This window comes from Rheinheimera sediminis (assembly GCF_004005375.1).
Taxonomy (GTDB): Bacteria; Pseudomonadota; Gammaproteobacteria; order Enterobacterales; family Alteromonadaceae; genus Pararheinheimera.
In genome coordinates this window covers 1-24,076 of the sequence record NZ_RZUF01000017.1, presented here as the reverse complement: position 1 = coordinate 24,076, position 24,076 = coordinate 1, and the positions used below count along the sequence as shown (strand labels likewise).

Genomic DNA, 24,076 nt, shown 5'->3' with positions numbered 1-24,076 from the left:
TGGTAAAATCGTTACTAATCTGACAGGTAATAGTCAACCGTCGCGACCACTCTTACTTTTTTGATATAAGGTGTATTGCTGTCACGGTCGCTGATACTGAACTGACCCTGGCTGGCGGTTTTAATTTTGCCCAGTTTGCTGTTTGAATCAGCGGCAAATTTAGTGGCCACTTCACGCGCATTGCGGGTGGCCTCTTCAATCATGTCAGGTTTTAATTCGTTTAAACCACTGAAAATAAATTCAGGCTTACTGTCATAATCCTGCCCTGCTATGGCAATGCCGGTTTTACTCAGCTCCAGTAACTTCGCCATCGCCTGATGCACTAAATCGACATTGCTACTGTATACGGTGACAATAGAGCTGGCGGTGTAACGCAGCTGATTGGCATTCGGGTCGTAATAACCTGCCTGACGATCGACAATTTGTGGCACAGCCACAGAGATCTCTTTTGGACTAAAGCCCTGCAGTTTCAAAAACGCCTGAATTTGCTCGTTTTTACGCTCAACATTAGCCACCAGCGTGGTCAGGTTATTGTCGACATCGTTAAATTTAATAGGCCAAATCACCGTATCTGCGGCAACTTCCCGTTCAGCTAAACCTTTGACCTGAACAACGCGCTCCATAGCCCTGAACTGGAGCAGACTGCTGGCTAAAATAGCGCTGCCTGCAACTATACCCAGAGCCAGAACTGCTGCAGAAAGCCATAAACGGGACTGATTCATATAAAAACTCCTGTTATCTGATGATTCAAGTTTATGCCCTTCAACTGAATGCCTGATTAATACTTGTCTGAACGAAGAAATCTTACTAGTGACTTTTGCTTTTGCTCTTTATGATAGATATCCAGCTTTCTATGCAGACGACTTTTTTATGCAAATTGAACACAAAAAAATCACCTTAACTACGCCAACCGGGCCTATGCTGGTGTATCAGTACCAGCCATTAGGGGCTGCTACTCTGGGTAAAACCTTTCCGGCTATTTTGTTTTATTCCGAGATTTTTCAGCAAACTGCTCCTATAGCCCGCAGTGCTGCACTGCTTGCCAGTCATGGTTTTGTGGTGCTGGTGCCTGAGATTTTTCATGAATTAAATCCGCTGGGCACAGTGCTGGCTTATGACGATGCAGGCAAAGACAAAGGCAATCAGGACAAATGGACTAAGCCGCTGGAAAGTTATGACAGCGACAATCAGGCCATGTTGGATTATTTAAAAAGCCTGCCTTATGTCCGGCCTGAAGTTGGGGCTATGGGCGTCTGTATTGGCGGTCATCTGGCATTTCGTGCTGCGCTCAATCCGGCTATCAAAGCCACTTATTGCTTGTATGCCACAGATCTGCACAGCGATACCTTACCTTGTGGCGAAGGCCAGCAGACCTTAAGCCGCGCGGCTGATATTCAGGGCGAACTGGTGATGGTGTGGGGCAAACAAGACCCTCATGTGTCTGCTGAAGGGCGGCAGAACGTCTATCAACAACTAACCCAGGCCAAAGTTCATTTCAGCTGGTATGAATACAATGCTCAGCATGCTTTTATGCGTGATGAAGGTGAGCGTTATGATGCAGCTTTGGCGTTGCATAACTATCAGCAGGCTGTGGCTTTGTTTCGCCAGATGTAGCTGCCACAGGCAGTTTTTCTGGCTTTGGCTTTGCTTAACGTCGTAAAATGACGGCTAATCCTTACAGGCCTTTAAGTACAGTTGAGAGACGATGAATTGTGTTGAGTTTTTAGCCGGACGTTGTAGCTCCTGTAGCCAGCTTGCTGTGCCTTATGCTGAACAATTAGCACAAAAACAACAGAAACTGGCGCTTTTGATGGCGTCTTTTACTGGAGCTGAACTGCTGCCTGCAGTAGCAAGTGACGTACAAGGCTTTCGCACTAAAGCCAAAATGGTGGTGTCTGGCACAGCTGCAGAGCCTGTGCTGGGCATTCTGAACGGCCAACAACCTGTCGATTTATCCGCTTGCCCTTTGTATCCGCCAGCCTTTGAGCCGGCTTTTGCTCTGATTAAACGCTTTATTCAACGCGCTGGTTTAACCCCTTATCAACTGGAGCAAAAACAGGGCGAGCTGAAGCTTGTTTTACTCAGTCAAAGTCAGCATTCTGGCCGTTTTATGCTGCGGTTTGTGCTGCGCTCGAAAAACTGCCTGGCCTCAATCCAAAAACATTTAACCTGGTTGCAGCAGCAATGGCCTGAACTTGAGGTCTGTTCGGTGAATCTTCAGCCCGTGCATATGGCGGTGCTGGAAGGGCCGGAAGAAATTGTGCTAACTTCAGCAGATTTGTTGCGCGAGCAGTTAAACGGCATTCCGCTTTATTTGACGCCACAAAGCTTTTTCCAGACCAACAGCACAGTGGCTGCAGCTTTGTATGCCACAGCAAAACAATGGGCAGAACCCTTATCAGGCCATAAGCTTTGGGATTTATTTTGCGGAGTAGGTGGTTTTGGTTTGCATCTGGCCAGTTCAACACAGGGTCAGGTTCGGGCTTTAACTGGTATTGAAATTGCGCCCAAAGCCATTGCCAGTGCAACACGTTCAGCCGCTGAACTTGGACTTACTGAAGTAAAATTTCAGGCTTTAGATGCCACTGCTTTTGCCAAAGCGGCAGAACAAAGACCCGATCTGCTGCTGGTGAATCCACCACGTCGGGGCTTGGGGTCGGAACTTTGCAATTCAGTGTTGGCGTTACAACCAGCATGGCTGATTTATTCCAGCTGCAATCCTGATACGCTGGCCAGCGATTTAGCCTTGCTGACAACAGAATACCAACTGCTCAAAGTACAGCTGTTTGATATGTTTCCTCATACCCATCATGCAGAGGTGTTAACCCTGCTGCAGCGACGGGATCTGCTGAGCTGAATCTGTGCTGACCCAGCAGCCTTTTAGTTAAAACGAAATAACAAAGATAAGCTGTAGCTTTGTTGATCCAAATCCATCAGTTCACCAGATTCAACATCAAAGGCAAGTGACATATTGCTGTTGATGCTGTAGCCAAAACCTGCGGCCAGCAGTGTTGATGTAGCTGTAGTTTTTGTTTCCTGCACTTCATAGGGATCAAGAGTGCTGAGTTGTTCCTGCGTAGCGCTTTGCCATACCAATCCCAATTGGCCCCGAACATACCAGTCATTATTAAAGGGATAAGACAAAATAAGCCGGCTGTCGGCGCCCAGTGCTGTTAACTCGCCAGCAATCAGAGTAGTACGCTCTGTGGTTTCAGTCGCTTCAGTGTAAATCGAAAAATCGGCTTTTGCCGGGCTCAGCACACCAAGCTCCAGGGCCAGATATTTATTAAACTGAAAACCTGCAGCCACTCTGAATCCTATGCCTGAGTCACTTTGTTCTAATGTTGCTGGCTGCAACAGCTGTTGTTGTTCCATGCTCGCAAAACGCACATCATCATAGCTTTGCTGAGCAGCAGACAGACTAAAATAGCTGAACTGATTCAGGTTAGCATGTGCAGAGACGGAAGCCAGCAAAGTGGTGGCAAAGCAGATGGCTGTGAGATAGTTCATGGTATTCTTTTATCAATCAATTCCTTAGGGGGGCGAATCATAAAGTAACAGGCTGTAAAAATAAATCTCCATTTGTGCTTAAAGCATAACTAAAAAGTTAAATTTTGTGTTGTCATGCGAGCCTGTTTTGGCTTTTTCAGTCTTTTCTTCGTAATATTGAGTGTTTTTTTGAGCTTTCCTTTCTAAGTCGCGGATCTGCTGCTAGGTTTTTACCAGTATTTTCATTTCTCTATCGTCTTTTTACAGTTGTTGAAGTGAGTCCTGTAGTTCACCACTAAGGAGAGTGTAGTTAATGCGTAACAACCTACCTGTCACCGAAAAAGAACGTACTTTTCCGAAAGAACAGCAGTTGATTTCCTCTACTGATATCAAAGGTACCATTTTGCATTGCAACGACGCCTTTGTTTCGATCAGTGGTTTTAGTAAAGAGGAGTTAGTAGGAAAACCTCACAATATTGTCAGGCATCCTGATATGCCGGAAGCTGCATTTAAAACCATGTGGGACTATTTACAGCAAGGTAAACCCTGGATGGGGTTGGTAAAAAATCGGTGTAAAAATGGAGATCATTATTGGGTTAATGCGTATGTGACACCTGTCACTGAACATGGCCGTATCGTAGGGTATGAGTCGGTTCGTACTGTACCTACCCGCGCTCAGGTTGCTCACGCTGAGCAATTGTATAAAGCTATTAAGGACGGCAAAAATACTCACAATGCAGGCTCAGATGTAGCTTCAGATTTGCGTTGGTCTATTTTACCTTGGGTGGCGGTGCTGGTTTCTAGCATTTTATGGTGGACTTTGGGTTCTGGCGTCGCCGCTGTTGCCTTTGCTCTGACGGCGGTATTAGCCTACGTTGTTGGAGTTGTTCGGTACAAACAATCCCTCAACAGCTTACTTAGCTTATTGCCTACCGCTTTTACAGACGCTTTGGCTGTTGCTTCGTACGCAAAGCATCAAGGAAGATTAGGGCAATTGGAGGTGGCATTGCTTGCTGAGAGTGCACACTTAAATACGGTATTAACCCGGATTGAAGATTCGTCTACTAAAGTGGCTGTGTTGTCTGAAAAAGTGCGACACATGTCAGTCGACGCAGCAGACAGTATTCGAAAACAGCAAATGCAAACTGAGCAAGTGGCGACTGCGATGAACGAGATGACCACTACTATTGCCGAAGTGTCTTCCCACGTTCAGGACACAGCCACTAAAGCTGAAGACGCTGATACCTTAGCCCGTTCTGGCTCCGCTGTGGCAGGTCAAACTCGTGGTGCCATGCAACAGTTACAAAAAACTGTGAATGACATCAGTCAGTCAGTTGCTGATCTGGCTGATCAAACCAACAAAATTGTTGGGGCGGCTCAAATTATTGAGCAAATCGCAGAGCAAACGAACCTGCTCGCATTAAACGCTGCTATTGAAGCGGCACGAGCTGGTGAGCAAGGCCGGGGCTTTGCTGTGGTTGCTGACGAAGTCAGGTTGTTAGCATCACGCACTACGGCATCCACCAAAGAGATTTACGACATTATCCAGCAACTGTCGACCAAAGCTAAAGCTTCGGTTCAGGTCGCAGAAAATGGTCGTAAGGACGCTGAGTTAGGCGCGACTCAGGTGGCTCAAACTGAACAAGCATTGGCAGGGATCAGTGTTGCAGTGAGCAGTATTGCTGCTATGGCGGGACAAATGGCTGCTGCAGTGGAGGAACAAGCCCATGTAGCTGAAGATATTAATCAGCAAATTGTTAGTATTTCAGATTTAGCCAGCAAATCTCTGGAGCAGGGGACTGCTGTCAGCGAAAGTGGTAAAGATTTGCAGAATACCTCTGAACAATTGCATGAGTTGGTAGAACGTTTCCGTAAAGTGTAATCAATCCAGGCCAATATCGGCGATGGTCATCTACTTGCGCCTTTCCCTCAGTAGATGGCCTGCTCCTGCATCTACATTTATTGTGTCAGCCATTAGATGTGCAGTTTTGCAGTGAGGTGCTTTCACGCGCTTCAATCAGATGCAATGAGTTTTTTCGAGATGTACTGAAGAAGCCAGACTCTAATTGAACTCAGTGGGTCCGAAGTTTATCAGTTCAGCCATAATTTTTTCATAACGGCTTAACCCCTTTTTCCTTGCTGTTTCGTCTAACTGAAAAACAACAGGAGAAAACCAGATGAACGCCTTTGAAACAAGCACAGATAAACAGAAGATGATGCTGGCTACAGCACCGGCTTTGCTGATCACCTTTTTATTATTCGCCTTAATGCAGCAGCTTATAGGCAGTGATAAAGTCTCACTACAGCCACCTATGGTCACGATAGAGAGCGAGCTGCACGAACCAAGAAAAGATCGTGCTGCTACTACCATAGTGCGTGTTTTGCCAGAGCCGGTTAAACCTGTGACAAGACCTACAACTGTGGCGCCTGAAAGCACTGGAGATTCTGGCCCTTTCATTGAGTTATCTTTAGATCCCGTAATGCCTGCACCGGATTTAGGTGAAGCCAGAGAAGTAACCCTGATGGATAAAACTGCTACAGCCATAGTTCGGATTGATCCCAGATATCCGGTTGAAGCGGCAAAAAATGGTATAGAAGGTTGGGTTAAGTTGAGTTTTTCAATAGATGCCACTGGCGCTGTAATTGATGTTGAAGTGCTGGATGCTGAACCCAAACGTCTGTTTGATCGGGAAGCTGTCAAAGCCTTGCGAGCCTGGAAGTATCAACCTCAACTGGTCAACGGGAAAGCTGTGGTGCAACGTAATTTGCAAGTGCAGCTGGATTTTAGTCTGGATAAAGCATAAATATAACAGGTCCACAGCCCTTGGTTGCGGCTAAGGCGGAAAGAGGAGTAAGGGATGCTGTTATCCTGGTTCAATCGGGATCAGACTCTGCCTGAGACTGATCCACAGCAGTTGATGCAAAGTTATGTACAAACAGATAAGCCCGCTTATCTTACTCAGTTGATCCAATGCTACGGCAATGATTTGTATCATTTTCTACTGAGACAAAGCGATCCTGCGCTGGCGGCAGACTTAAGTCAGCAGAGCTGGTTAAAAGTGATGGAGCAAAAACAACAATTTGCCGGGCATAGCAGTTTTAAAACCTGGTTGTTTGCGATAGGCCGTAACTTAATGCTGGACGAATTCAGAAAGCAAAAACGCTGGTGCTACGACAACCAGGAAGACTTAGCCACAGAGGAATATAGCCCGGCTGATTTAGTAGAGCAGCAACAAAATGAAACAAAGCTACAGGATTTGTTAATGCAACTACCGTTATTGCAACGCGAAGCTCTGTTGCTACAACTGGAGGGATTCAGCGTACTGCAAATAGCCCAAATCACCACAGCAGAGCCTGAAACGGTCAAAAGCCGCCTGCGTTATGCGCGACAGGCTCTGGTAAAACAGTGTGGAGAGCACGATGAATAAGCTGGACGAAAAACTACAGCGCTTGTATCGCCAAAGCAAAGCTGAACACCCCATGCCTGCTCAACTGAGGCAGCAGCTCTTGCAGCTGAAATCCGAGCAAGCCAAAACGAACTGGACATCTTACTGGTCTGTTGTACAAGGGCTGGCCGCTTCTGTGGCGCTTATTTGGTTAGGGCAACAACTTTGGGGGCAACCAGAGTACTACCAAATTCTGGTGCAGTCGGATGCAAGCTATCATCAGGTGCAATTACATACTTTAGCTAAAGCGGATACTGCATCACGGCAAACCACTTATCAGCAGCGATACCAACATTACCAGCAAGCCCGTGACCAGCTTGAGCAAAGTAACAGTCTGGTGGGGCAACTCAGTTTTAGCGGCCAACACTGGCAAGTTGAAGTCTGTGATCAACTGCTGGTTAAAATTGATCAGCTATTGGCGTCGGAGTTACAGCAGGACCTGCAGTGGCGAAGCGGACAGTGGGTTGAACTTAAAACAGGTCAGCAGGGCCAAATTCTGGCGGTCATTTCAGGCAAAGCCCCTTTGCATTGCGGTAGCTAAAGAAAACATTCACATCGCAGCAGTTATTTTTATACACTAAGCGTCATTTTTATGCCGGATGATGCTTAGTGGAACCCCTGTTAAAATTTTTGACCTCTTACCCCGAAGCTGTGCTGTTGCAAGTGCAGTCCCTGATTACTCAGGGCCGTCTGGCAGAAGTTCTGGCAAGTCGTTATCCAGAGATGTCGCATGATATTCAGAATGACAAAAGTCTGTATCAGTTTACGCAAGAACTAAAGCAGCGTTTTGTAAAATCCAGTCCTCCGGTCAGCAAAGTGTGTTTTGATGGAAAAATTCACCTGGACAACAGCTTGGGTTTGCATAGTTTTGTCAGCAGGGTGCAAGGCGGTAAACTGAAAGCTAAACAAGAGATCAGAATTTCTGCTTTGTTTAAACAGCTGCCATTTGCGCTGTTAAAAATGGTGGTTGTGCATGAGTTAGCGCATTTGCGCGAAAAAGATCACAACAAAGCCTTTTATCAATTGTGTCTGCATATGGAACCCCAGTATCATCAACTGGAATTTGATTTGCGTTTGTTTTTAACTTTGAGGCAACTGGAGGGGAAAGCGATATGAAACCTGAGGGTGATGCAGTTTTCGTCTATGGTTTGTTGATGCTACCCGAAGTAGTGTTTGCTATTACAGGTAAAAACTATGTGATGCAGCCGGCCAGCCTTGTTGACTACAAAAGATATGGGTTAAGCCAGCAACCCGGAGAGACGCCAGTACCAGCTTTGGCTCATTCTGTTGGCGATCTCCAGCATGGACAGCTGCTGTTAGAGGTGTTAGCTGAAGATCTTGCACTGCTGGATTTTTTTGAGGAGCTGGACTCAGGTTTATATCTGCGGCAAAAAGTGAGAGTTCAGTCTCTGGGGTTATGGCTGGACGCTTGGTGTTATACTGCTGGACCAGCTTTGCAGCCCTATCTCAGTGGGGAATGGTCTTTGCAACAGGTCAGTCAAAGCCATAAAGAATATTTAATCACAGAGCTGATACCCTCGATGCTCGCGACTTATCATAGCTTGCGTTCCCATACTAGCGCTATAACAAAGGGTACTCCTTTGTCTGAGGACTGATACATTGAAATTAATCCAATTACTGGTGGGCGCCTTCTTCGTCTTTTCCCCCCAGTTACTGGCAGCGGATGTTGATAAACTAGCTACCAATTTTGACAGGCATTTTCGTCAAACATTAAAAAAGAACCATATACCTGGCGCAGCCTACGCTATTGTCAAAGACAACAAAGTCGTCAAAGTGGGTACCTATGGGGTTCGGAATGTTGGCACTAAATCAAAAATAGACGCTTATACAGTGTTTCGACTGGCGTCTGTATCCAAAACCTTTACTGGTCAGTTGTCTTCTTTACTGGTGCACCAGGGGCATTTTAAATGGGATGATACGGTTACTCGTTATGTGCCCGCTTTTTCTTTCAAAAGCCCAAGGCATACTGGCGCTTTGAAGGTAGAGCATTTGTTGTCGCAAAGTGCAGGCTTGGTGCCAAATACCTATGATGATTTAATTGAAGCCAATCAAACTCCGGCGCAAATTTTGCCTAAGTTCCGCTATTTGAATCCCCGTTGTGCACCTGGTAAATGTTATGGTTATCAGAATGTTTTGTTCAGCCTGATCCGCCCTGTTATGGAAAAAACCACAGGCAACAGCTTTGAAAGCCTGATGGAGCAAAAACTATTTAAACCATTAAAAATGCCAACAGCCTCCGTGGGTTATTCCGCGTTTTTAGCGTCTAAAAATCGCGCTATGCCGCATGTCCGGGCGAAAAGAGGTTGGGCAGAAGCGAAGGTGAATCCCAGTTATTACAGGGTCAGTCCAGCCGCTGGTGTCAATGCCAGCGTGATGGATATGAGCCAATGGCTGATAGCGCAATTAGGTCATTATCCCTCGGTACTAAGTCCAGCTATGTTGCAGGATGTGCGCAATAAAAGAGTCAAGGTCGCAGATGATTTAGGTGGGCGTACCTGGGGTCAGTACGTCACAACTTCGCATTATGGATTGGGGGTGCGCATCTTTAACTTCGGTGGCAATGATGTTTATTATCACGGAGGTTGGGTTAAAGGTTACCGCACTGAAATGGCCTACTCCAAAGACAAAGGTGTGGGTTTGGTGGTACTGATTAATGCTGAAACCAATTTGGTCGGAGACTTATCTACCTGGTTCTGGTCAAATTTGCTTGCGGTTAAACCACAGAACAAGAAAAAAATTGCTGCGCAGATGCAAGAGGAATGGCAGCTCGAGATTGATCCTGAACAAGAGTGGCAAGTACCGATGTTGGCAGACTAAGAAAGGAACTCAGTGGCTGCTATACTTCAAAGCTCATAACAAAATAGCCGGCAAAAAAGGACAGATGTGCGTTATGTCGATGGGAAGCATAAGTCAGTCTTCGTACAGTAAAACCGTCAAAACTGTGCTGAGCAAAGTCCATGATGCCACGGCATTGAACGATTCAGTCTATGAAGTAGCCACAGATTACTTTCGTCATGCCAAGCTGCAAGAAGAAAAGCTGCTGAAGCTGCAGCTTCAGGTTCGCGGACTTGAGCAAAAGCAGGAGTTATCATCTCGTGAGCAAAAACAGTTAGCTGAAGCTCAATCAGGGCTCAAACTTTATATCCGCATGCTGGATGACCGCAGAGTTGAACGCTACAGGTCCCTAAAAGCTGTTTGTTTGACAGTATTGCAGTTAACTGAAGGCGAAAGTTTTGAAGAGACAGTACAAATGTCCTCGAAGTTTTTGGGCACCATTCAACTGTTAGCGCCGAGCAATGGTAAATATGTCGCGTCCGTTAATCAAAAGTTTAAGCATCTGTACAAAGGTATCTTGAGCCTGCGTTTACTCGATCGCTTGTTGTTGGACAACGAACTAAACAATAACTACGTTATTGCCAAAATGCGCGCTGCCAAAGAAATGCAGGATGCTGACTCAGCAGCTGCTTACAAATCTGACTATGCACCTTTTCGAGACGATGTGCAGTTACCGTTACTCATGGCAGCTCTGTTACAAGACATAGGGACTTATCACCCTGATGCTTTGGCTATCCTAAAAGGCGCTGAGGGTGAGCAGGATGAGTTTCGTGTACTGGACGAGGAAAACCGCGTTGCGCTGCTGAAAATCAACTATCAGGAGACCCTGAACTATGTCACCAAGGGCCTGTCTTGTGATCGCTACGTGGGAAATTCAAAAGAAGAACGAGAGCTGTTTAATCAGAACGAACAAGACAAATTGAATTTTGTCTATACCTTGCTTAAAAACGCCATTAAACCCGAAGGTGGCGTTGGTAACCTGCTAAAAATACCGCAAATTTATACTTCAGTGGTATTGTCCACCAAGTCCAATCACAGCTATGAATCTTTACCTAAAGCAGCTCTGGTGCTACAAAGTGGAGTAGAGCGTGGTTATTACCATAAAGCTGCTGTGGATGCGCTGATTAAAATTACCGGCTTGTTTCCGCAAGGCTACGGCGTGACTTATATCCCAAAAGACTCAGATAAACGTGATTTAGACAGATATGAGTATGCTCTGGTCGTATCTTTATATCCACCAGCCCCTGATGTACCTGTCTGTCGGGTTGTTACCCGGAATATGGCGTTTAGTCATGCTGGCACTAATGTGGTGATCAGCGTCGACAATAACCTTCATTTTCCAGCGGCCAGAAAAAAGCTGGAAAAAATGAGCGAAGAACGTTTATTGGAAATTCTGAGTAAGCTGGTTTCCAATTTTGAAGAACGAAAAAATATGGACCTGATCCCTAAATGCTGGTTCCCCGACGAGTACTTTTCCTACAGTAAAAATCAGAATTTGTGGAACAGAGTGACCACTATTCAGAACTGATCAACCTGAACTCGGGATAATGAGTGTCTACTTGTATCGATTTAACCAATTAAATCAAGGAAGTAAAAATATTACGTCAAGCAAACAAAGTCATTGCTGACCGAATGCACAGATTTTTGTGGAGCTCAAGGTGCTTTGTCGTAGGTCTGGGTCATAGCAAGCTATGGTTAGACAGTGCAACGCAGAGAGGCGTTAAAAGATGTCTATTCAGTGGCACTGCGTATCACGGGTTCAGGTTGATTATTCGACGACCTTTTACCAAGGATCAGATCTTTTGCTAAGACCAAGCTTGGGCAAGGTGAGGTGCTGATCTAAGGTCATTTCGCCAGAAAGCTGAAATCCTCAGGGCGATATAGTCAGTGCTCCAGAGATAAAAAATGCCCGGCTGAATAGCCGGGCTAAAGAGTGCGGTTTTGGGAGATGAATCAAACCGCTTGCGCTTAACCCCTTAAACTCTGTTTAGCTTAAACAGAAATACAGAGGGTATCTAAGGTTTTAATTCAATCGACTCTATCGATTTAACGGATTAAAAAGCGCAAGAGATTTTGAGCTCTGTTGTTATTCCATCTTTACATCGAGTTTTCGATATAAATCTAAATAAAAGTTTAGGCTAATTTGAGGCGAGCTTTGCGCAAATTCTTGTTTTTGTTCAGGTTTAAATTTCCAAGCTAAGGGCGTCATTTCCAGCAGGTTCAGTACCATGTCAGAGGGCAAATCAGTGAGTTGATACTTTAGTTCCTGCCTTTGCTGGTGGATAAATCCTGGGATAGTTTCAATCTGTTCACTGTGCAGGCGCACTGAGCTATAAACTTGTTGTTTGATCTCGACTAAATGCTCTGGAGCCGGGGTCACAGTGAGTAGCAAAGCGTTAGCTTTTAACACCCGCGCCAATTCCTTTGGCTCACAAGGAGCACATAGTTTCAAAGCAGTATCAAAACTTTGATCGGCAAAAGGCAGATGCCAGGCGCTGGCGACACAAAAGTGAATCGCAGGGTAAGTTTTGGCAGCCTTTTTAATGGCGGTTTTGGCTATATCCACACCATACAGAGAGGCTTCTTTATCTGCCAAAGCGTGCATCAACCTGTTGCTGTAATACCCTTCACCGCAGCCTAAATCGAGCACTACAGGCTGTTTAGAAAGCACAGAGGCGAAACTTTGGTTCACTGCATCGGACAGCAATTGGTAATAACCGGCATTTAAGAAATCACGGCGGCATTGCATCATCAATGCAGAATCGCCCGGTACTTTGGAGTTTTTTTGCTGCACTGGCAATAAATGCAAATAACCCTCTTTGGCCAGATCAAAGCTGTGGCCCTGAACGCAGGCAAAGCTATTGTGGTGTTGAGTCAGGCTCTGTTGGCAAAGTGGGCAGCGGTACATAACAACTCCGGTTTTAGGCTGTGTTGACGTTTTGAGATTAGATTTTGTTCGTTCTGGCGGTGCTTTGATCGCGAAACGAAGGTTAGTTAACCTGACCTCGGGATAATGAGTGTCGAGTGAGGCTTCCGCTCCTGCCCGTGCCTCTTACCTACATCCATTAGGCAACAAAGTTCAGGATGGCGTCTGGCTTGCCTTTCTGCTGTGTTAGCCCTCGTTTTTGCAGAATAGCTAGATTGCACTCGCGCTGTCTTGCATAAAAACCGGCCAGCTGCTGCAAAAAAACTCTGAAACCTCAACACACCCTGATAAAAGCTCAGTTAATTCAGTTGCAACAAATCCCAGCGGGTACCGTACAAATCTTCAAACACGGCCACAGTACCATAAGTTTCTTCGCGTGGAGATTCGAGAAACTTAACTCCTTGTTGTTGCATCATATTGTGATCGCGCCAGAAATTGTCTGTGTTTAAAAACAGAAAAACCCGGCCACCACACTGATTGCCAATCTGTTGCTTTTGTTGTTCATTACTGGCTTTGGCCAGTAAAATCGCTGCTTCTGACGCGCCTTTAGGTCGCACAACCACCCATCTTTTGTCACCTTGTGGGCTGTCTTCTAGTAACTCAAACCCCAGTTTTTGCGTATAAAACTCTATCGCTTCGTCGTAGTCAGCCACTAACAGACTTATTAAGCCTAAGCTTTGTTTCATGATAGGTGGTTCCGGCAGAGGAAAAACTGGCGCTATGCTACCGATCCGATGTAGTGGAAGCCAGCAATTATTGGCCTTTTGTCCTTGAGTTGCTGGGCAGTTGAGTATGGCTGTTGGTATACTGCGATTTTTATTTTATCTTGGTGGAGAGAAAAATGTCTGGTGCAGAACTGGAACTCTGGTCTTTGGATGAGCTGTGTGATCACGCTTTTGCTATTTTTGAAGAGCTGGCAGAAGAGAATTTATCAGTTGAAGATTATGCAATATATCAACAATATGCGTCGGCTTCAGCTTATGTTGACCTGGTGCCTGCCATCGATGATTGGGTGGATATGATCGCCATGGATATTGACCCTGAGCTCCATGTCGAAGCTCGTATTGGTCTGGCTGAAGTCAATGGCGTTGCTGAAATTGTGCTTGCAAGAATTTTATTATCCAAAGAAAAATTTGAAACTTTATGTCATGCCCGTTGGCGCGGACAGGACTAGAACAGAGTAAAACATCAGCCAAGCCTCAGATTCTATACTGTTTTTCTGCATTTTCTTTTTGCGCTCTGTCAGCTTAGGCCTACACTCAGTAGGTATTGCCAGCAGGGTATTGAATGTTCAGAACATGAGGTAAAGGCTTGAGTCTGACCCGGTTTGATTTTAGTAAATTTTTTGATCTCAATGTATTAGTGATTGAGGCTGATGCTGCGTCTGGTCATCAGTTAAAGCAAATACTGACAGGTCTTGGCATTAAAAAAATCGAGTTAGGCCGAACAGCCCAGTCCTTGCTCTGTGGCGAGAGCTCTGCAGCTTATGACGTGATTTTTCTCGACTACGATGTTGAAACTTCACTGTCCGGTGCTGATTTGATTGAGCTGTTGTTGCAAAAAAATTTCGTTAGCCCTTTGTGTCGTTTAGTTGTGCTCTCCTCTGCTTCTGAACGACAAAAATATGCTGTAGATTATCCTTTTCATCAGGTCGATTTTCTCGACAGGCCCTGCAACAAGTTTCATATCGACGAACAGTTAAAACTACATGTTCGTTTACAACCTTTTATGGATCCACTGCTGCCTCTGGTGCACAAACGCCGTTATGTGGATGCGTTTAAGTTGCTCGGTGAATTGCAACAAAAAGCGGGTGCTGATACCCCCCTTGCGGTGTTGCAGTTAAAAACCCAACTTTTGCTCGAGCTTGGTATTTGTGAAGCGGCTTCTGCTTTGATTAAAGCTGCTTGCAGCAAGCAGCAGGGCTGGGCTTTGTGGTTACAGTTTTTGCTGGATTACGAACAAGGCGATTTGGATGCCTGCTTTAATTTTCTGGCAGATTCTTCTGGTGAGGTGCTGTGTTATCAGGAAAGAAAAGAAGTCTGGCAAGTCTATTTAGCGCTTGAAAACGAAGATTACGCCAGCGCTCTTGATGTAGCCAGTAAGTTTCCGGCTGCAACTATGTCGACTCAAATTGTTCAATTGGTAAAACAGGTGATGATGGTTTCAGGTAAGGCAGAGCAGGCGATTGAACTGATTGAGCGCAAAAGACGTCTTTCTGGCAGTGGTTATCAGTTTTGTGTACTGACCCTAAGCTTGTGTAAGCTACTGGTGTTTTTAATAGCCCAGCCGACATCTGAGCAGCCTGTTGCTCAGTATCAGACCATGCTGCAACACAGTTTCCGTCAGTTGATTGCAGATAAAGAAGCCAGTCAGTTTGCTGTTGACATCCTATGGTTGCAAGGCAGTGTAATTGGCCTGATGGAGGGGAAAGACGCAGCTATTGCTTTCCTGGAAAAACAAAAACAACATTTATCCTCTATGCAGATGTCTGTTGCCAGTCAATGTCAAGGTGCAGCCCTGATGGCAAGGCTTGGCAAAATGAATGCGGCTTTTGATCTTATGTATCTTGCACATAAAGCCTTGAATCTTCTTGCTCATAGCATACATAAAGTCTATGCAGGTTGCGTCTATCAGCAGGCCTTTCACTCTATATACCGAGTGTCGGAGCGAGGACAAGTTTATGCCGAAATGGGCTTTCGGCATGAAAGAGAAAATGAATTACGTGCTGCGGCTCAAATGTACTATAAGGCTTATCTGGCTGAACCGCAGAACGCAAGACATCAAGAACAACTGACCTGTTTGCTTAGCCAGTTAAAGTTGAGCAAATTCAAAACCTTTGTGCTGGACAATTTTAACTAGGGCTGATCTGCACTGGCCTGCGGGTTAAAGCTGTGCTCCAGTACTAAAGCTAAACGCACAGCAGCTTGCTGCAACCTTTGTTCCAGCTGAGGCAAGTGCTGTTGCTGGTAATTTTCGTCTATTAACATACCTGGTTTGTAGCCCTGATAAATCAGTTTCACCAGCAACACCGACTCGTTTGCCCAGTCCAGCACACTGACGCTTTGCCATTGCTGCTGTTTGGCTTTGAGTGCCTGATACAAAGCCTGCTGCTTCGCATCATCCTGATAAGAGGCGGCCTCCAGAATACGGCTGTCCCAGACGCCATGTAAATTCGACGGCTCACCTGCGAAATACACTGCAGTTCTGTTGCCACCTAAATCATCGGCATAACCCGCATGCAAAGGCTGGTGCAAATCACCTATAAAGTGTCCGACAAAAAGCAGAGCTTCTAACTGGGTTTTTGATGGTGCAAATGGCGTCAGCTTTTTCCGCTCTTGCTCAATAGCGGATAACACACAACCTTCAGCGGGGCAGTGCTGCATGGTTAACTTAGTGTCAGAACGTTTGATATTGACGTAATGCCAGACTTTGGTGTGCTGATACTCTGGCAGTGAGCGCACCTGATCCGGCCAGGAACAAGCTTGGGTAAAATCTTTCTGTTCGTGCAATTGCATCAGTTGCTGCACTTTGTGCTGGCTGACCGGGCTTAATAATTGATAGGCCATGGAACAGACCATCTGATGGCCTAATTCACCAAAAGCAAAGACCGGGCTGCAAAACAACGCCAAAGCTAAGACTAGATTACGCATAGGGTACTTCCTTATTCATCGACAAGTTGAGTGACTTGCCAGTGGGCGAGCGGGCTTTGTGAAAGCAATGGTGCCAGCTCTTTTAAACAGCTTTGCATATCTTGTTTTAGCGTAAAAGGCGGGTTAATCACTAGCATGCCGCTGCCTGTCATGCCAAAACCTTCAGTATCTGGTTGCGGGCAATATTCTATCCGCAGCTGGTTACGAATTTGTGTATCGACAATAGCTTCAACAAAGCTCTCAACCGCCTGGCGTTCTATCACCGGATACCAAATAGCATAAGTGCCTTGTGGAAAACGCTGGTAAGCTTGTTGCAGGCCTTTGATCAGATCCTGATATTCAGTTTTTAATTCATAAGGCGGGTCAATCAGCACTAAGCCACGTTTGGATAAAGGCGGTAACATAGCGCGCAAGCCAGCCCAGGCGTCCATTTTTTCAATACGGCTGTGGCGGCGACGCTGAAACTGACTGGCCAGAATAGGATGATCGCTTGGGTGTAATTCGGTGGCCTGAATGGTGTCGGTAGCGCGACATAATAAATCAGCAATTTTGGGTGAACCCGGGTAAAAAGCTAAATCGTCGCTATCGTTTACCAATTTGATGGTATCGACATAAGCTTGGATATCAGTATTGCTACCCTGGTAGTTCCAGAGTTTGTCTATACCTGTTTGGTATTCCGCAGTTTTTTGTGCTTGTTCACTATGCAAGCTGTATAAACCAGCACCTGCATGAGTATCGTGATAGCAAAAAGGCTTATCTTTGCGTTTTAGGTAATTCAGGATACACACCTGTACCAGATGTTTAATCACATCGGCGTGATTGCCTGCATGATAACTATGACGATAACTCAGCATAAGAAGACTCTTTTAACGGTAATGTTTCAGTGTTTTTCGCAGCAATAGCGGCATAAGGCGCCAGCATACTGCGCCAGAGCAGAAAGGCAAGTATTCTGTGTATCGCGGTAAGTCATAAGTTGCTTGGGGTTCTGGCTGGTGCAGTGTTAAAATCCTGACCATTAGCGACAGCGCCCGTACAGGATCTCCCTTGAATCGTAAAACTTCAGCACCTCAGCATAAAAAAACTCAATCAGGTTCAGAACTACAGAAACCATGGACTAAAACCAACGCAGCTGTAGCCAAAAAACCAGAAACAAAATCTGTTCAGCCTAAAGCTGTGTCTGCCAAAGTGTTAAAACAAAATCGGCAGGAAGAAGCCAAAATTTATGGTGAAAATGCTTGCCGTGTGGCCTTCTTGCAACGTCCTGAAGCTTTGGTGCGTTTGTATCTAAGCGAGCAGATGGCGCCTAAGTTTGCAGATCTGATGAAGTATTTAGCGGCCAATAAAAAAGCCTATCATGTAGTGTCTGAAGCCGAGCTTGAGAAAGTAGCAGGCAGCCAGCATCACGGTGGTGTGGTGTTGTTGGTGAAACGTAAGCCCGTGCTATCGCTGGCGACTTATTTAACCCAAAATGGTCGCAAAAAACAGGATTGTTTGCTGGCATTAGATGGTGTAGGTAATCCACACAATTTAGGTGCTATAGCCCGTAGCTGCGCTCACTTTGGTATCAGTGGCATTGTGATGAAAGACCCTGATTTACTGGCGCACGGCGCTGCAGCGCGCACTGCTGAAGGTGGTGTAGAGTTTGTCGAAGGTTTAAGTTGTGACAACCTGCCGCTGGCATTGCAGCTATGTAAACAAGCCGGTTATACGCTGGTAACTACCTCAAGCCATGGTGGCGTATCGCTGTACAGCAGCCAGTTACCTGCCAAAGTCGTGATAGTTTTTGGTGAAGAGATGTTTGGTGTCTCTCAGTCTGTGGCTAAATCTGCTGATATCGCCTTACAAATTCCAGGCACTGGCAAAGTGGAGTCGTTAAACGTCAGCGTGGCTGCCAGCCTGATTTTAGGTGAATGGTATCGCCAACAGCAGTAGGTAAAGACAAATACACTGTATTCAGTTAGCGCAATGAGGGCAATTCGCTGCCAGGCCGTTGTTTTTGTGGGGCAGGTAAGGCCCTGTTAACAAATTAAAACTCAAGCCTATAAGACAGCTAAAAAAGCACGGGTAGCGGCGATATTGCTTTTCATTTGAATCCCTCACCAGGTATGAAGCTGACCTGAGTGAATAAATTTTCTGGTTTGTCACTCGCAGCAAGAGTGGAGCAGGGCTATGCTGGAGCTGTATCGCTATAGAGTCATTGTAGTGAGCGTCTTGACCCAAAAGCTGTGTTCTTATCTAAACGGGAGTGTTTTATGCCTGATCAATCAGCCTTATTGCTACTGGTGAAAGCATATAAAGATCAACAAATTTCTGAAAGTCAGTTTTATCAGCAACTCACCGAAACTATCACTGCAGCCTTGGGATGTAGTAGAGCCAGTTTGTGGTTGTACTCCGACAGTTTACTCAGTGAAATAATAGCTTTAGACCTGTATGATCGTAATTCGGATACCCATTATCAAGGTATTGCGCTGCACGAAGATGACTTTTCAGCCTACTTTGAAGCAATGCGAAACGATGGTGGTATTGATGCAGCTTATGCTATGGAACATAGCGCAACCAGCTGTTTTACTGAAGCATATTTTGAACCCAATGATATTTATTCGTTGCTGGATGTTGGGATCCGTTACAGCGGCCAGTTAGTTGGAGTGTTTTGCTGTGAAAATGTGGGTGAAGTGATGGTATGGACAGAACAGCAAAAAGTTTATTTGGATCAAGCCGCTAAACTGATTACATTTGCGTTAAAGCCCGCACTGCAACAGAAGTTTGCCGCTTTATTTTAAGCCTTGAATGCAAGACAAGCCTGAACTTAATTCAGGCTTGTTTTTTTGTTACTTTATTATTTTTATAGTATTCATAGGTCAAGGACGGAGTCAGTATGAAACAAGGTGTGTGGTTAGCAGTATTTTTTGTCGTACTGATTTGGTCTGGCATAGAGCCAAAAGACCAGTTCACCTGGTTGCTGGAGGTTTTACCGGCCTTGATTGGCCTGATTGTGCTGGCGGTCACTAAAAGCCGTTTTCCATTAACCCCTTTGCTTTATGGTTTAATTTTGCTGCATTCAGTGATTTTGATGGTCGGTGGCCATTACACTTATGCCGAAGTGCCCTTATTTGACTGGATCCGTGACTGGACGGGCGGTGAGCGGAATAATTACGATAAAGTCGGGCATTTAGCTCAGGGTTTTATTCCCGTGATGATTTGCCGCGAAATTATTCTGCGTAGAGGATTAATTTTTGGTCAAAGCTGGCAATGTTTTTTTAGTATTTGTTTTTGTTTAGCCTTCAGTGCTTTTTACGAGCTGATCGAATGGTGGGTCGCCTTAGCTTCAGGTGAAGAAGCCGAAGCCTTTTTGGGCACCCAGGGTTATGTCTGGGATACTCAGTCCGATATGCTTTGGGCTTTAATGGGGGCTTTGCTTGGCTGGTTTATGCTGAAAAGTTTACATGATAAACAGCTAAGGCAACTGCGGACTGGCGTGGACAAAGGTCAGAGTTAAACTCTGACCTGCTAGTGTCGATGCCTGTATGTATTAGTCTTTACTTAAACTGACTGGGCCCTTGATCTGATCAATCTTCAGCTCACCTGAACCATCCTCGAGTAAAGTAAAACCACCTGCTTGTTGCACCAGGATATCACCTGAACCATCACTGATAGTCACCATACCTTTGACTTGCTGAATATCTATATCGCCAGAACCATCTTCCACCATTACAGCGCCTGCAACCTGCTGAATAAACAAATCACCTGAGCCATCTTCGACAGTCAGATTGCCGCTGAGCTGAGTCAGGCTGACATTGCCTGAACCATCTTCCAGTACCAGATGACGGCCACCTTGCACTGTTAAATTGCCCGAGCCATCTTCAATCACCAGATCAGAGCTTAAGCCTTCAATACTGATATCACCTGAACCGTCTTCCAGCGCCAAAGCAAGTTCAGCTGGCATTGTCACGACCAGATCAGCATAAGCTGAGGAACCAGTGCAAATACCGATACAAGAGCTACCGACAGCCTTCAGTACAGCAGCAGAGCCTTGTTTTTCCAGTAATAAGGTAAAAGGTCTGGCTTCGCTGGAATAAATATCGGCGGTCACTTCGATCTGACTGGCCCCTTTGACACCGACAATTTTCAGGTCGCCAGCTTCAGTTTCAGCTTTTAACTCGCTTAAACCTGCAGCGCTTAACTGCAACTGGCGTTGTTCGTGTTGCAGATTTTCTGTTGCAGAACTATGACCTACGTGGATCACACAGCCACTGAGCAATAAGATGGGAATACAGACAGCAATCAATTTTTTCATAACAGGTCCTTAAAACAATTCCTTGAAAGTCTTGTTAGTCTGCCTGTTGTGCTGAGCAATTGCAAAGGAAAGGTAGGTGTTAAAGCCTTTTAAAAACAATAACTTATAAATTGTTACCCTTTATCTTTAAATGTTTCAGTCTGGCTGGCTTGCTGCTAGCGAAACCAGAGTAACTGAACCCGCTCTACATAGGTTTTAGTTTCAGCATAAGGTGGCATGCGCTGGTGTTTATCCATAGCAACTGGCCCTGCGTTATAGGCTGCGCTGGCCAGTTTGATATTGGCTTTATAAGGTTTCGGTAAAAAAGCCAGATAAGAAGCTCCGCCCTAGATATTCTGTTGTTGATGCCAGATCTTTTTCACTGCCACTTCAGTGGCAGTAGCGGGCATGAACTGGATTAAACCTGCGGCACAGGTTTTGGACAAAGCTTTGGGATTAAAAGCAGATTCGGCATGAATCATAGCTCGTAACAGGGCAGGAGCTAACTGATGATCCAAAGCCGCTGCCGCTATTTCAGGCGGATAGTCGTCTAAGTACAGTGGGGTATTGTACCAATCCACTGTGCTTTGCACTTTGCAGGCGAAACAATCAAACCTCACCAGTCGATAAGGCTGGTTTTTGGGCCCCGTCGGAAAAGCTCGTCACGCCATTGGCTTGCTGGTCAGGGTACAGAGGCGGATTCTCTGCAATCGCAGTAGGAGCCAGCAATAAAAAACACGGCCAGTCAGGGCTTTAGCTGCTTGAAGTTTCAATTTATGCCCCCATTTTAATTCTAAGTCATTGAGCATAGTCATTGTTTGCACTTTTTGTGGTGTGAACAGACAAAGAAGGATAGCGCTACAGATGCAGTAAGCACTGAGCTTTTATGCTTATGTCATAGTAGCACTGTAAAATAAAGTGGAAAAACAGATAAGAAGCTGAGTTTTTCAATCACAAAAACAGATTAGCTTTATAGATTTAATTCGTTATCTCAAATCGTTCGGAACAGCTATTCTTTGTTCCATCGAAGCGAGTTCATTTTTAATAACCAACCAACATGGAGTAAGACAATGTCTTCAATTATCAACAGCACCATCAAGCCATTTAAAGCGACTGCCTTCCATCACGGTAAATTTGTTCCAGTGACTGAACAGGACCTGTTAGGAAAATGGTCAGTAGTAGTGTTCTACCCAGCTGATTTCACGTTTGTTTGCCCAACTGAATTAGGCGACCTGGCTGATTTCTACCCTAAGTTCCAGGAAATCGGTGTTGAAGTTTACTCAGTATCTACTGACACGCATTTCACTCACAAAGCGTGGCACGATGCTTCTGAAACTATCAAGAAAATCAACTACCCAATGATCGGTGACCCAACAGGCACTATCACTCGTAACTTCGGTGTGATGATCGAGGAAGAAGGTTTAGCTTTACGTGGTACTTTCGTCATCAACCCACAAGGCGAAATCAAAGTTGCTGAAATTCACGACTTAGGTATCGGCCGTAGCGCTGCAGAACTGTTCCGTAAAGTTCAGGCTGCACAATACGTTGCAAACCACGACGGTGAAGTATGTCCAGCTAAATGGACTCCAGGTGAAGCGACTTTAGCTCCATCTTTAGACCTGGTTGGTAAAATCTAAGTCTGATTAAGACTGTGTGGGGCTGAGTTCTCAGCCCCTTTAATTCCGAAATTTGTGAGTTTTGCTCACCAGAACATACTGGTACGGCGAAGCTTTGTCCAAAAGGGCAGTGGCAATCCACCTGAAGGTGGCCGTGACTGTGGCAATAAGAAAGGGGCCAAATATGTTAGATACCAACTTAAAGAACCAATTAAAAACCTATTTGCAAAACCTGAAAAGCCCGGTGGAGCTGGTAGTTGCGTTAGACGGCAGCGATAAAGCAGCCGAGTTAAAAAGTCTGGCCGAAGATATCGCCAGTTTAAGTTCGCTGATCCATTTAAAAGATGAGACAGACCCGGCAGTATTAAAGCCATCTATGCTGGTGCGCTCTACTGCGAAGAACACTCAAATTCGTTTTGCTGGTGTGCCTATGGGCCACGAGTTCACTTCATTGGTGCTGGCATTATTGCATTCTGGTGGCCACACCATTAAAGAAGAAGCTGCTGTACTGGAGCAAATTGCTGCACTGCAGGGTGAATTTAACTTTGAAGTCTTTGTGTCGTTAAGCTGCCAGACCTGTCCTGAAGTAGTGCAGGCGCTGAATTTAATGGCGGCAGTGAATCCAAATATTAAAACCACCATGATTGACGGTGCTGTGTTCCCTGATGAAGTCAGCAAACGCAATATCATGGCTGTACCAACAGTGTATTTAAATGGTCAGCAGTTCTCTCAGGGCGCTATTACCCTGACCAATATTCTGAACAAAGTCGACAGCGGTGCTGCGGCTCGTCAGGCTGAAGCTCTGAAGACCAAAGACAACTTCGACATGCTGATTGTGGGTGGTGGTCCTGCTGGTTCTGCAGCTGCTATTTATGCCGCCCGTAAAGGCCTGAACACTGGTATTGTTGCCGAGCGTTTTGGTGGCCAGGTGGCGGACACTGTAGGTATTGAGAACTTTATTTCTGTCAAAGAAACTGAAGGTCCAAAACTGGTGGCTAATTTAGAGTCTCACGTTCGTCATTACGAAGTGGACATTATGAATAGCCAAAAAGCAGTGAAGCTGGGCAAAGATGAATTGTTTGAAATCACGCTTGAAAATGGCGCCGTGCTGAAAAGTAAAAGCATAGTTCTATCCCCCGGTGCGCGCTGGAGAGAGATGAATGTGCCAGGTGAAAAAGAATACCGTGGTAAAGGCGTGGCCTATTGTCCGCACTGTGATGGTCCTTTATTTAAAGGCAAAAAAGTTGCAGTCATAGGTGGTGGTAATTCTGGTATTGAAGCTGCTATCGACTTAGCTGGCATAGTGCAGCATGTGACAGTGCTGGAATTTGACAGCAAACTGCGTGCAGATGCAGTGCTTATCAAAAAAGCTGAGTCTATGGGCAACATCACTATTATCACCCAAGCTCAAACTACAGAAGTGCTGGGCGATGGTCAGAGAGTGGTTGGCTTACAATACACAGACCGTACCAACGGTGAAAGCAAAACTGTGGAACTGGCCGGTATCTTTGTACAAATTGGTTTAGTGCCAAATACCGAATGGTTACGTGGTGCAGTGGAATTAACGCCTCGTGGCGAAATTATCGTCGACAGCCACGGCCAGACGTCATTAAAAGGCGTGTTTGCTGCAGGTGACGCCACTAATACACCGTTCAAGCAAATCATTATTGCGATGGGCAGTGGTGCAACAGCGGCTTTAGGTGCTTTTGACTATCTGATCCGTAATTAATAGCTTGAAAATGGGGTCTGAACACATTGGTTAGGCGTAACTAATGTGTTCAGACCCCACTTTTATTTTCGGCCCTAAACCACCTACTTCA

24 protein-coding genes and 1 pseudogene are annotated in these 24,076 nt (G+C 45.5%); 17 read left to right on the top strand and 8 right to left on the bottom strand.

All coding sequences use genetic code 11. The annotated features are described in order from the left end of the window. Positions 1-14: 14 nt before the first annotated feature. Positions 15-722, bottom strand: a complete 708-nt coding sequence (locus EMM73_RS12640) for an SIMPL domain-containing protein (RefSeq protein ID WP_127686802.1) — start codon at positions 720-722, stop codon at positions 15-17. Positions 723-870: 148 nt separating this feature from the next. On the opposite strand from EMM73_RS12640, the gene EMM73_RS12635 reads away from it, so the two are divergent. Together EMM73_RS12635 and rlmC are read left to right on the top strand one after the other, a co-directional pair. Then, complete coding sequence (locus EMM73_RS12635) at positions 871-1,614, top strand: dienelactone hydrolase family protein (RefSeq protein ID WP_127686800.1); 744 nt, start codon at positions 871-873, stop codon at positions 1,612-1,614. A gap of 91 nt (positions 1,615-1,705) precedes the next feature. Next, a complete protein-coding gene (gene rlmC / locus EMM73_RS12630) occupies positions 1,706-2,857 on the top strand; it encodes a 23S rRNA (uracil(747)-C(5))-methyltransferase RlmC (RefSeq protein ID WP_127686798.1) in 1,152 nt (383 codons plus the stop codon). Positions 2,858-2,880: 23 nt separating this feature from the next. On the opposite strand, the gene EMM73_RS12625 is transcribed toward rlmC, so the two are convergent. Beyond that, complete coding sequence (locus EMM73_RS12625; protein ID WP_127686796.1) at positions 2,881-3,510, bottom strand: outer membrane beta-barrel protein; 630 nt, start codon at positions 3,508-3,510, stop codon at positions 2,881-2,883. Between the two features lie 292 nt (positions 3,511-3,802). On the opposite strand from EMM73_RS12625, the gene EMM73_RS12620 reads away from it, so the two are divergent. From EMM73_RS12620 to EMM73_RS12585, 8 genes are all read left to right on the top strand, one after another. Then, on the top strand, positions 3,803-5,371 hold the full coding sequence (locus EMM73_RS12620) for a methyl-accepting chemotaxis protein (RefSeq protein WP_127686794.1): 1,569 nt from the start codon (positions 3,803-3,805) through the stop codon (positions 5,369-5,371). A 295-nt stretch (positions 5,372-5,666) separates the two neighbouring features. After that, a complete protein-coding gene (locus tag EMM73_RS12615) occupies positions 5,667-6,293 on the top strand; it encodes an energy transducer TonB (protein ID WP_222422659.1) in 627 nt (208 codons plus the stop codon). A gap of 54 nt (positions 6,294-6,347) precedes the next feature. Beyond that, positions 6,348-6,917, top strand: coding sequence for an RNA polymerase sigma factor (locus EMM73_RS12610; protein ID WP_127686793.1), 570 nt, complete (start codon positions 6,348-6,350; stop codon positions 6,915-6,917). Continuing rightward, a complete protein-coding gene (locus EMM73_RS12605) occupies positions 6,910-7,476 on the top strand; it encodes a hypothetical protein (protein ID WP_127686792.1) in 567 nt (188 codons plus the stop codon). The genes EMM73_RS12610 and EMM73_RS12605 overlap by 8 nt, the downstream gene beginning before the upstream one ends. 68 nt (positions 7,477-7,544) lie before the next feature. Continuing rightward, the gene (locus tag EMM73_RS12600; protein WP_127686791.1) at positions 7,545-8,051 is read left to right on the top strand and encodes a M48 metallopeptidase family protein; all 507 of its coding nucleotides are present in this window, start codon (positions 7,545-7,547) and stop codon (positions 8,049-8,051) included. Beyond that, positions 8,048-8,551 carry a gamma-glutamylcyclotransferase family protein gene (locus EMM73_RS12595; protein WP_127686790.1) on the top strand — a complete coding sequence of 168 codons (504 nt, stop codon included), beginning with the start codon at positions 8,048-8,050 and terminating at the stop codon, positions 8,549-8,551. The genes EMM73_RS12600 and EMM73_RS12595 overlap by 4 nt, the downstream gene beginning before the upstream one ends. A 4-nt stretch (positions 8,552-8,555) precedes the next feature. Further along, on the top strand, positions 8,556-9,773 hold the full coding sequence (locus tag EMM73_RS12590; RefSeq protein ID WP_127686789.1) for a serine hydrolase domain-containing protein: 1,218 nt from the start codon (positions 8,556-8,558) through the stop codon (positions 9,771-9,773). A gap of 73 nt (positions 9,774-9,846) precedes the next feature. Beyond that, entirely contained in the window at positions 9,847-11,319 is a 1,473-nt protein-coding gene (locus tag EMM73_RS12585; protein ID WP_127686788.1) for a hypothetical protein, read from the top strand. Positions 11,320-11,877: 558 nt separating this feature from the next. Here the strand turns inward: EMM73_RS12585 and rlmA are convergent. Together rlmA and EMM73_RS12575 are read right to left on the bottom strand one after the other, a co-directional pair. Beyond that, the gene (gene rlmA / locus EMM73_RS12580) at positions 11,878-12,699 is read right to left on the bottom strand and encodes a 23S rRNA (guanine(745)-N(1))-methyltransferase (protein WP_127686787.1); all 822 of its coding nucleotides are present in this window, start codon (positions 12,697-12,699) and stop codon (positions 11,878-11,880) included. A 317-nt stretch (positions 12,700-13,016) separates the two neighbouring features. Beyond that, positions 13,017-13,403 (bottom strand): VOC family protein, encoded by a 387-nt coding sequence (locus tag EMM73_RS12575; protein ID WP_127686786.1) that lies wholly within the window; start codon positions 13,401-13,403, stop codon positions 13,017-13,019. A gap of 155 nt (positions 13,404-13,558) precedes the next feature. On the opposite strand from EMM73_RS12575, the gene EMM73_RS12570 reads away from it, so the two are divergent. After that, positions 13,559-13,891 (top strand): DUF440 family protein, encoded by a 333-nt coding sequence (locus EMM73_RS12570; protein WP_127686785.1) that lies wholly within the window; start codon positions 13,559-13,561, stop codon positions 13,889-13,891. A 137-nt stretch (positions 13,892-14,028) separates the two neighbouring features. Next, positions 14,029-15,576, top strand: coding sequence for a response regulator (locus EMM73_RS12565; protein WP_127686784.1), 1,548 nt, complete (start codon positions 14,029-14,031; stop codon positions 15,574-15,576). On the opposite strand, the gene EMM73_RS12560 is transcribed toward EMM73_RS12565, so the two are convergent. Beyond that, positions 15,573-16,367, bottom strand: coding sequence for a S1/P1 nuclease (locus EMM73_RS12560; RefSeq protein ID WP_127686783.1), 795 nt, complete (start codon positions 16,365-16,367; stop codon positions 15,573-15,575). The genes EMM73_RS12565 and EMM73_RS12560 overlap by 4 nt on opposite strands. A gap of 11 nt (positions 16,368-16,378) precedes the next feature. Next, positions 16,379-17,221, bottom strand: coding sequence for a 23S rRNA (adenine(2030)-N(6))-methyltransferase RlmJ (locus EMM73_RS12555; protein WP_127686782.1), 843 nt, complete (start codon positions 17,219-17,221; stop codon positions 16,379-16,381). Between the two features lie 190 nt (positions 17,222-17,411). Here EMM73_RS12555 and EMM73_RS12550 point away from each other — a divergent pair, with 190 nt between their 5' ends. The 3 genes from EMM73_RS12550 (at position 17,412) to EMM73_RS12540 (ending at position 19,863) form a co-directional block, all read left to right on the top strand. Further along, positions 17,412-18,299: a tRNA/rRNA methyltransferase gene (locus EMM73_RS12550; protein WP_127686781.1), complete on the top strand. Its 888-nt coding sequence runs from the start codon at positions 17,412-17,414 to the stop codon at positions 18,297-18,299. Positions 18,300-18,619: 320 nt separating this feature from the next. Next, positions 18,620-19,147: a GAF domain-containing protein gene (locus tag EMM73_RS12545; RefSeq protein WP_127686780.1), complete on the top strand. Its 528-nt coding sequence runs from the start codon at positions 18,620-18,622 to the stop codon at positions 19,145-19,147. 95 nt (positions 19,148-19,242) lie between these two features. Next, entirely contained in the window at positions 19,243-19,863 is a 621-nt protein-coding gene (locus EMM73_RS12540; RefSeq protein WP_127686779.1) for a DUF2238 domain-containing protein, read from the top strand. A 33-nt stretch (positions 19,864-19,896) separates the two neighbouring features. On the opposite strand, the gene EMM73_RS12535 is transcribed toward EMM73_RS12540, so the two are convergent. Together EMM73_RS12535 and EMM73_RS20530 are read right to left on the bottom strand one after the other, a co-directional pair. Beyond that, on the bottom strand, positions 19,897-20,661 hold the full coding sequence (locus EMM73_RS12535; RefSeq protein WP_127686778.1) for a DUF4097 family beta strand repeat-containing protein: 765 nt from the start codon (positions 20,659-20,661) through the stop codon (positions 19,897-19,899). A gap of 155 nt (positions 20,662-20,816) precedes the next feature. Next, a pseudogene (locus EMM73_RS20530) lies at positions 20,817-21,221 on the bottom strand (lytic transglycosylase domain-containing protein). Positions 21,222-21,710: 489 nt separating this feature from the next. Between EMM73_RS20530 and ahpC the strand changes: the two are divergent. Both ahpC and ahpF read left to right on the top strand, forming a co-directional pair. Beyond that, entirely contained in the window at positions 21,711-22,277 is a 567-nt protein-coding gene (gene ahpC, locus EMM73_RS12525; RefSeq protein WP_046518441.1) for an alkyl hydroperoxide reductase subunit C, read from the top strand. Between the two features lie 163 nt (positions 22,278-22,440). Next, positions 22,441-23,985 carry an alkyl hydroperoxide reductase subunit F gene (gene ahpF, locus EMM73_RS12520; RefSeq protein ID WP_127686777.1) on the top strand — a complete coding sequence of 515 codons (1,545 nt, stop codon included), beginning with the start codon at positions 22,441-22,443 and terminating at the stop codon, positions 23,983-23,985. The last annotated feature ends 91 nt before the right edge of the window (positions 23,986-24,076 follow it).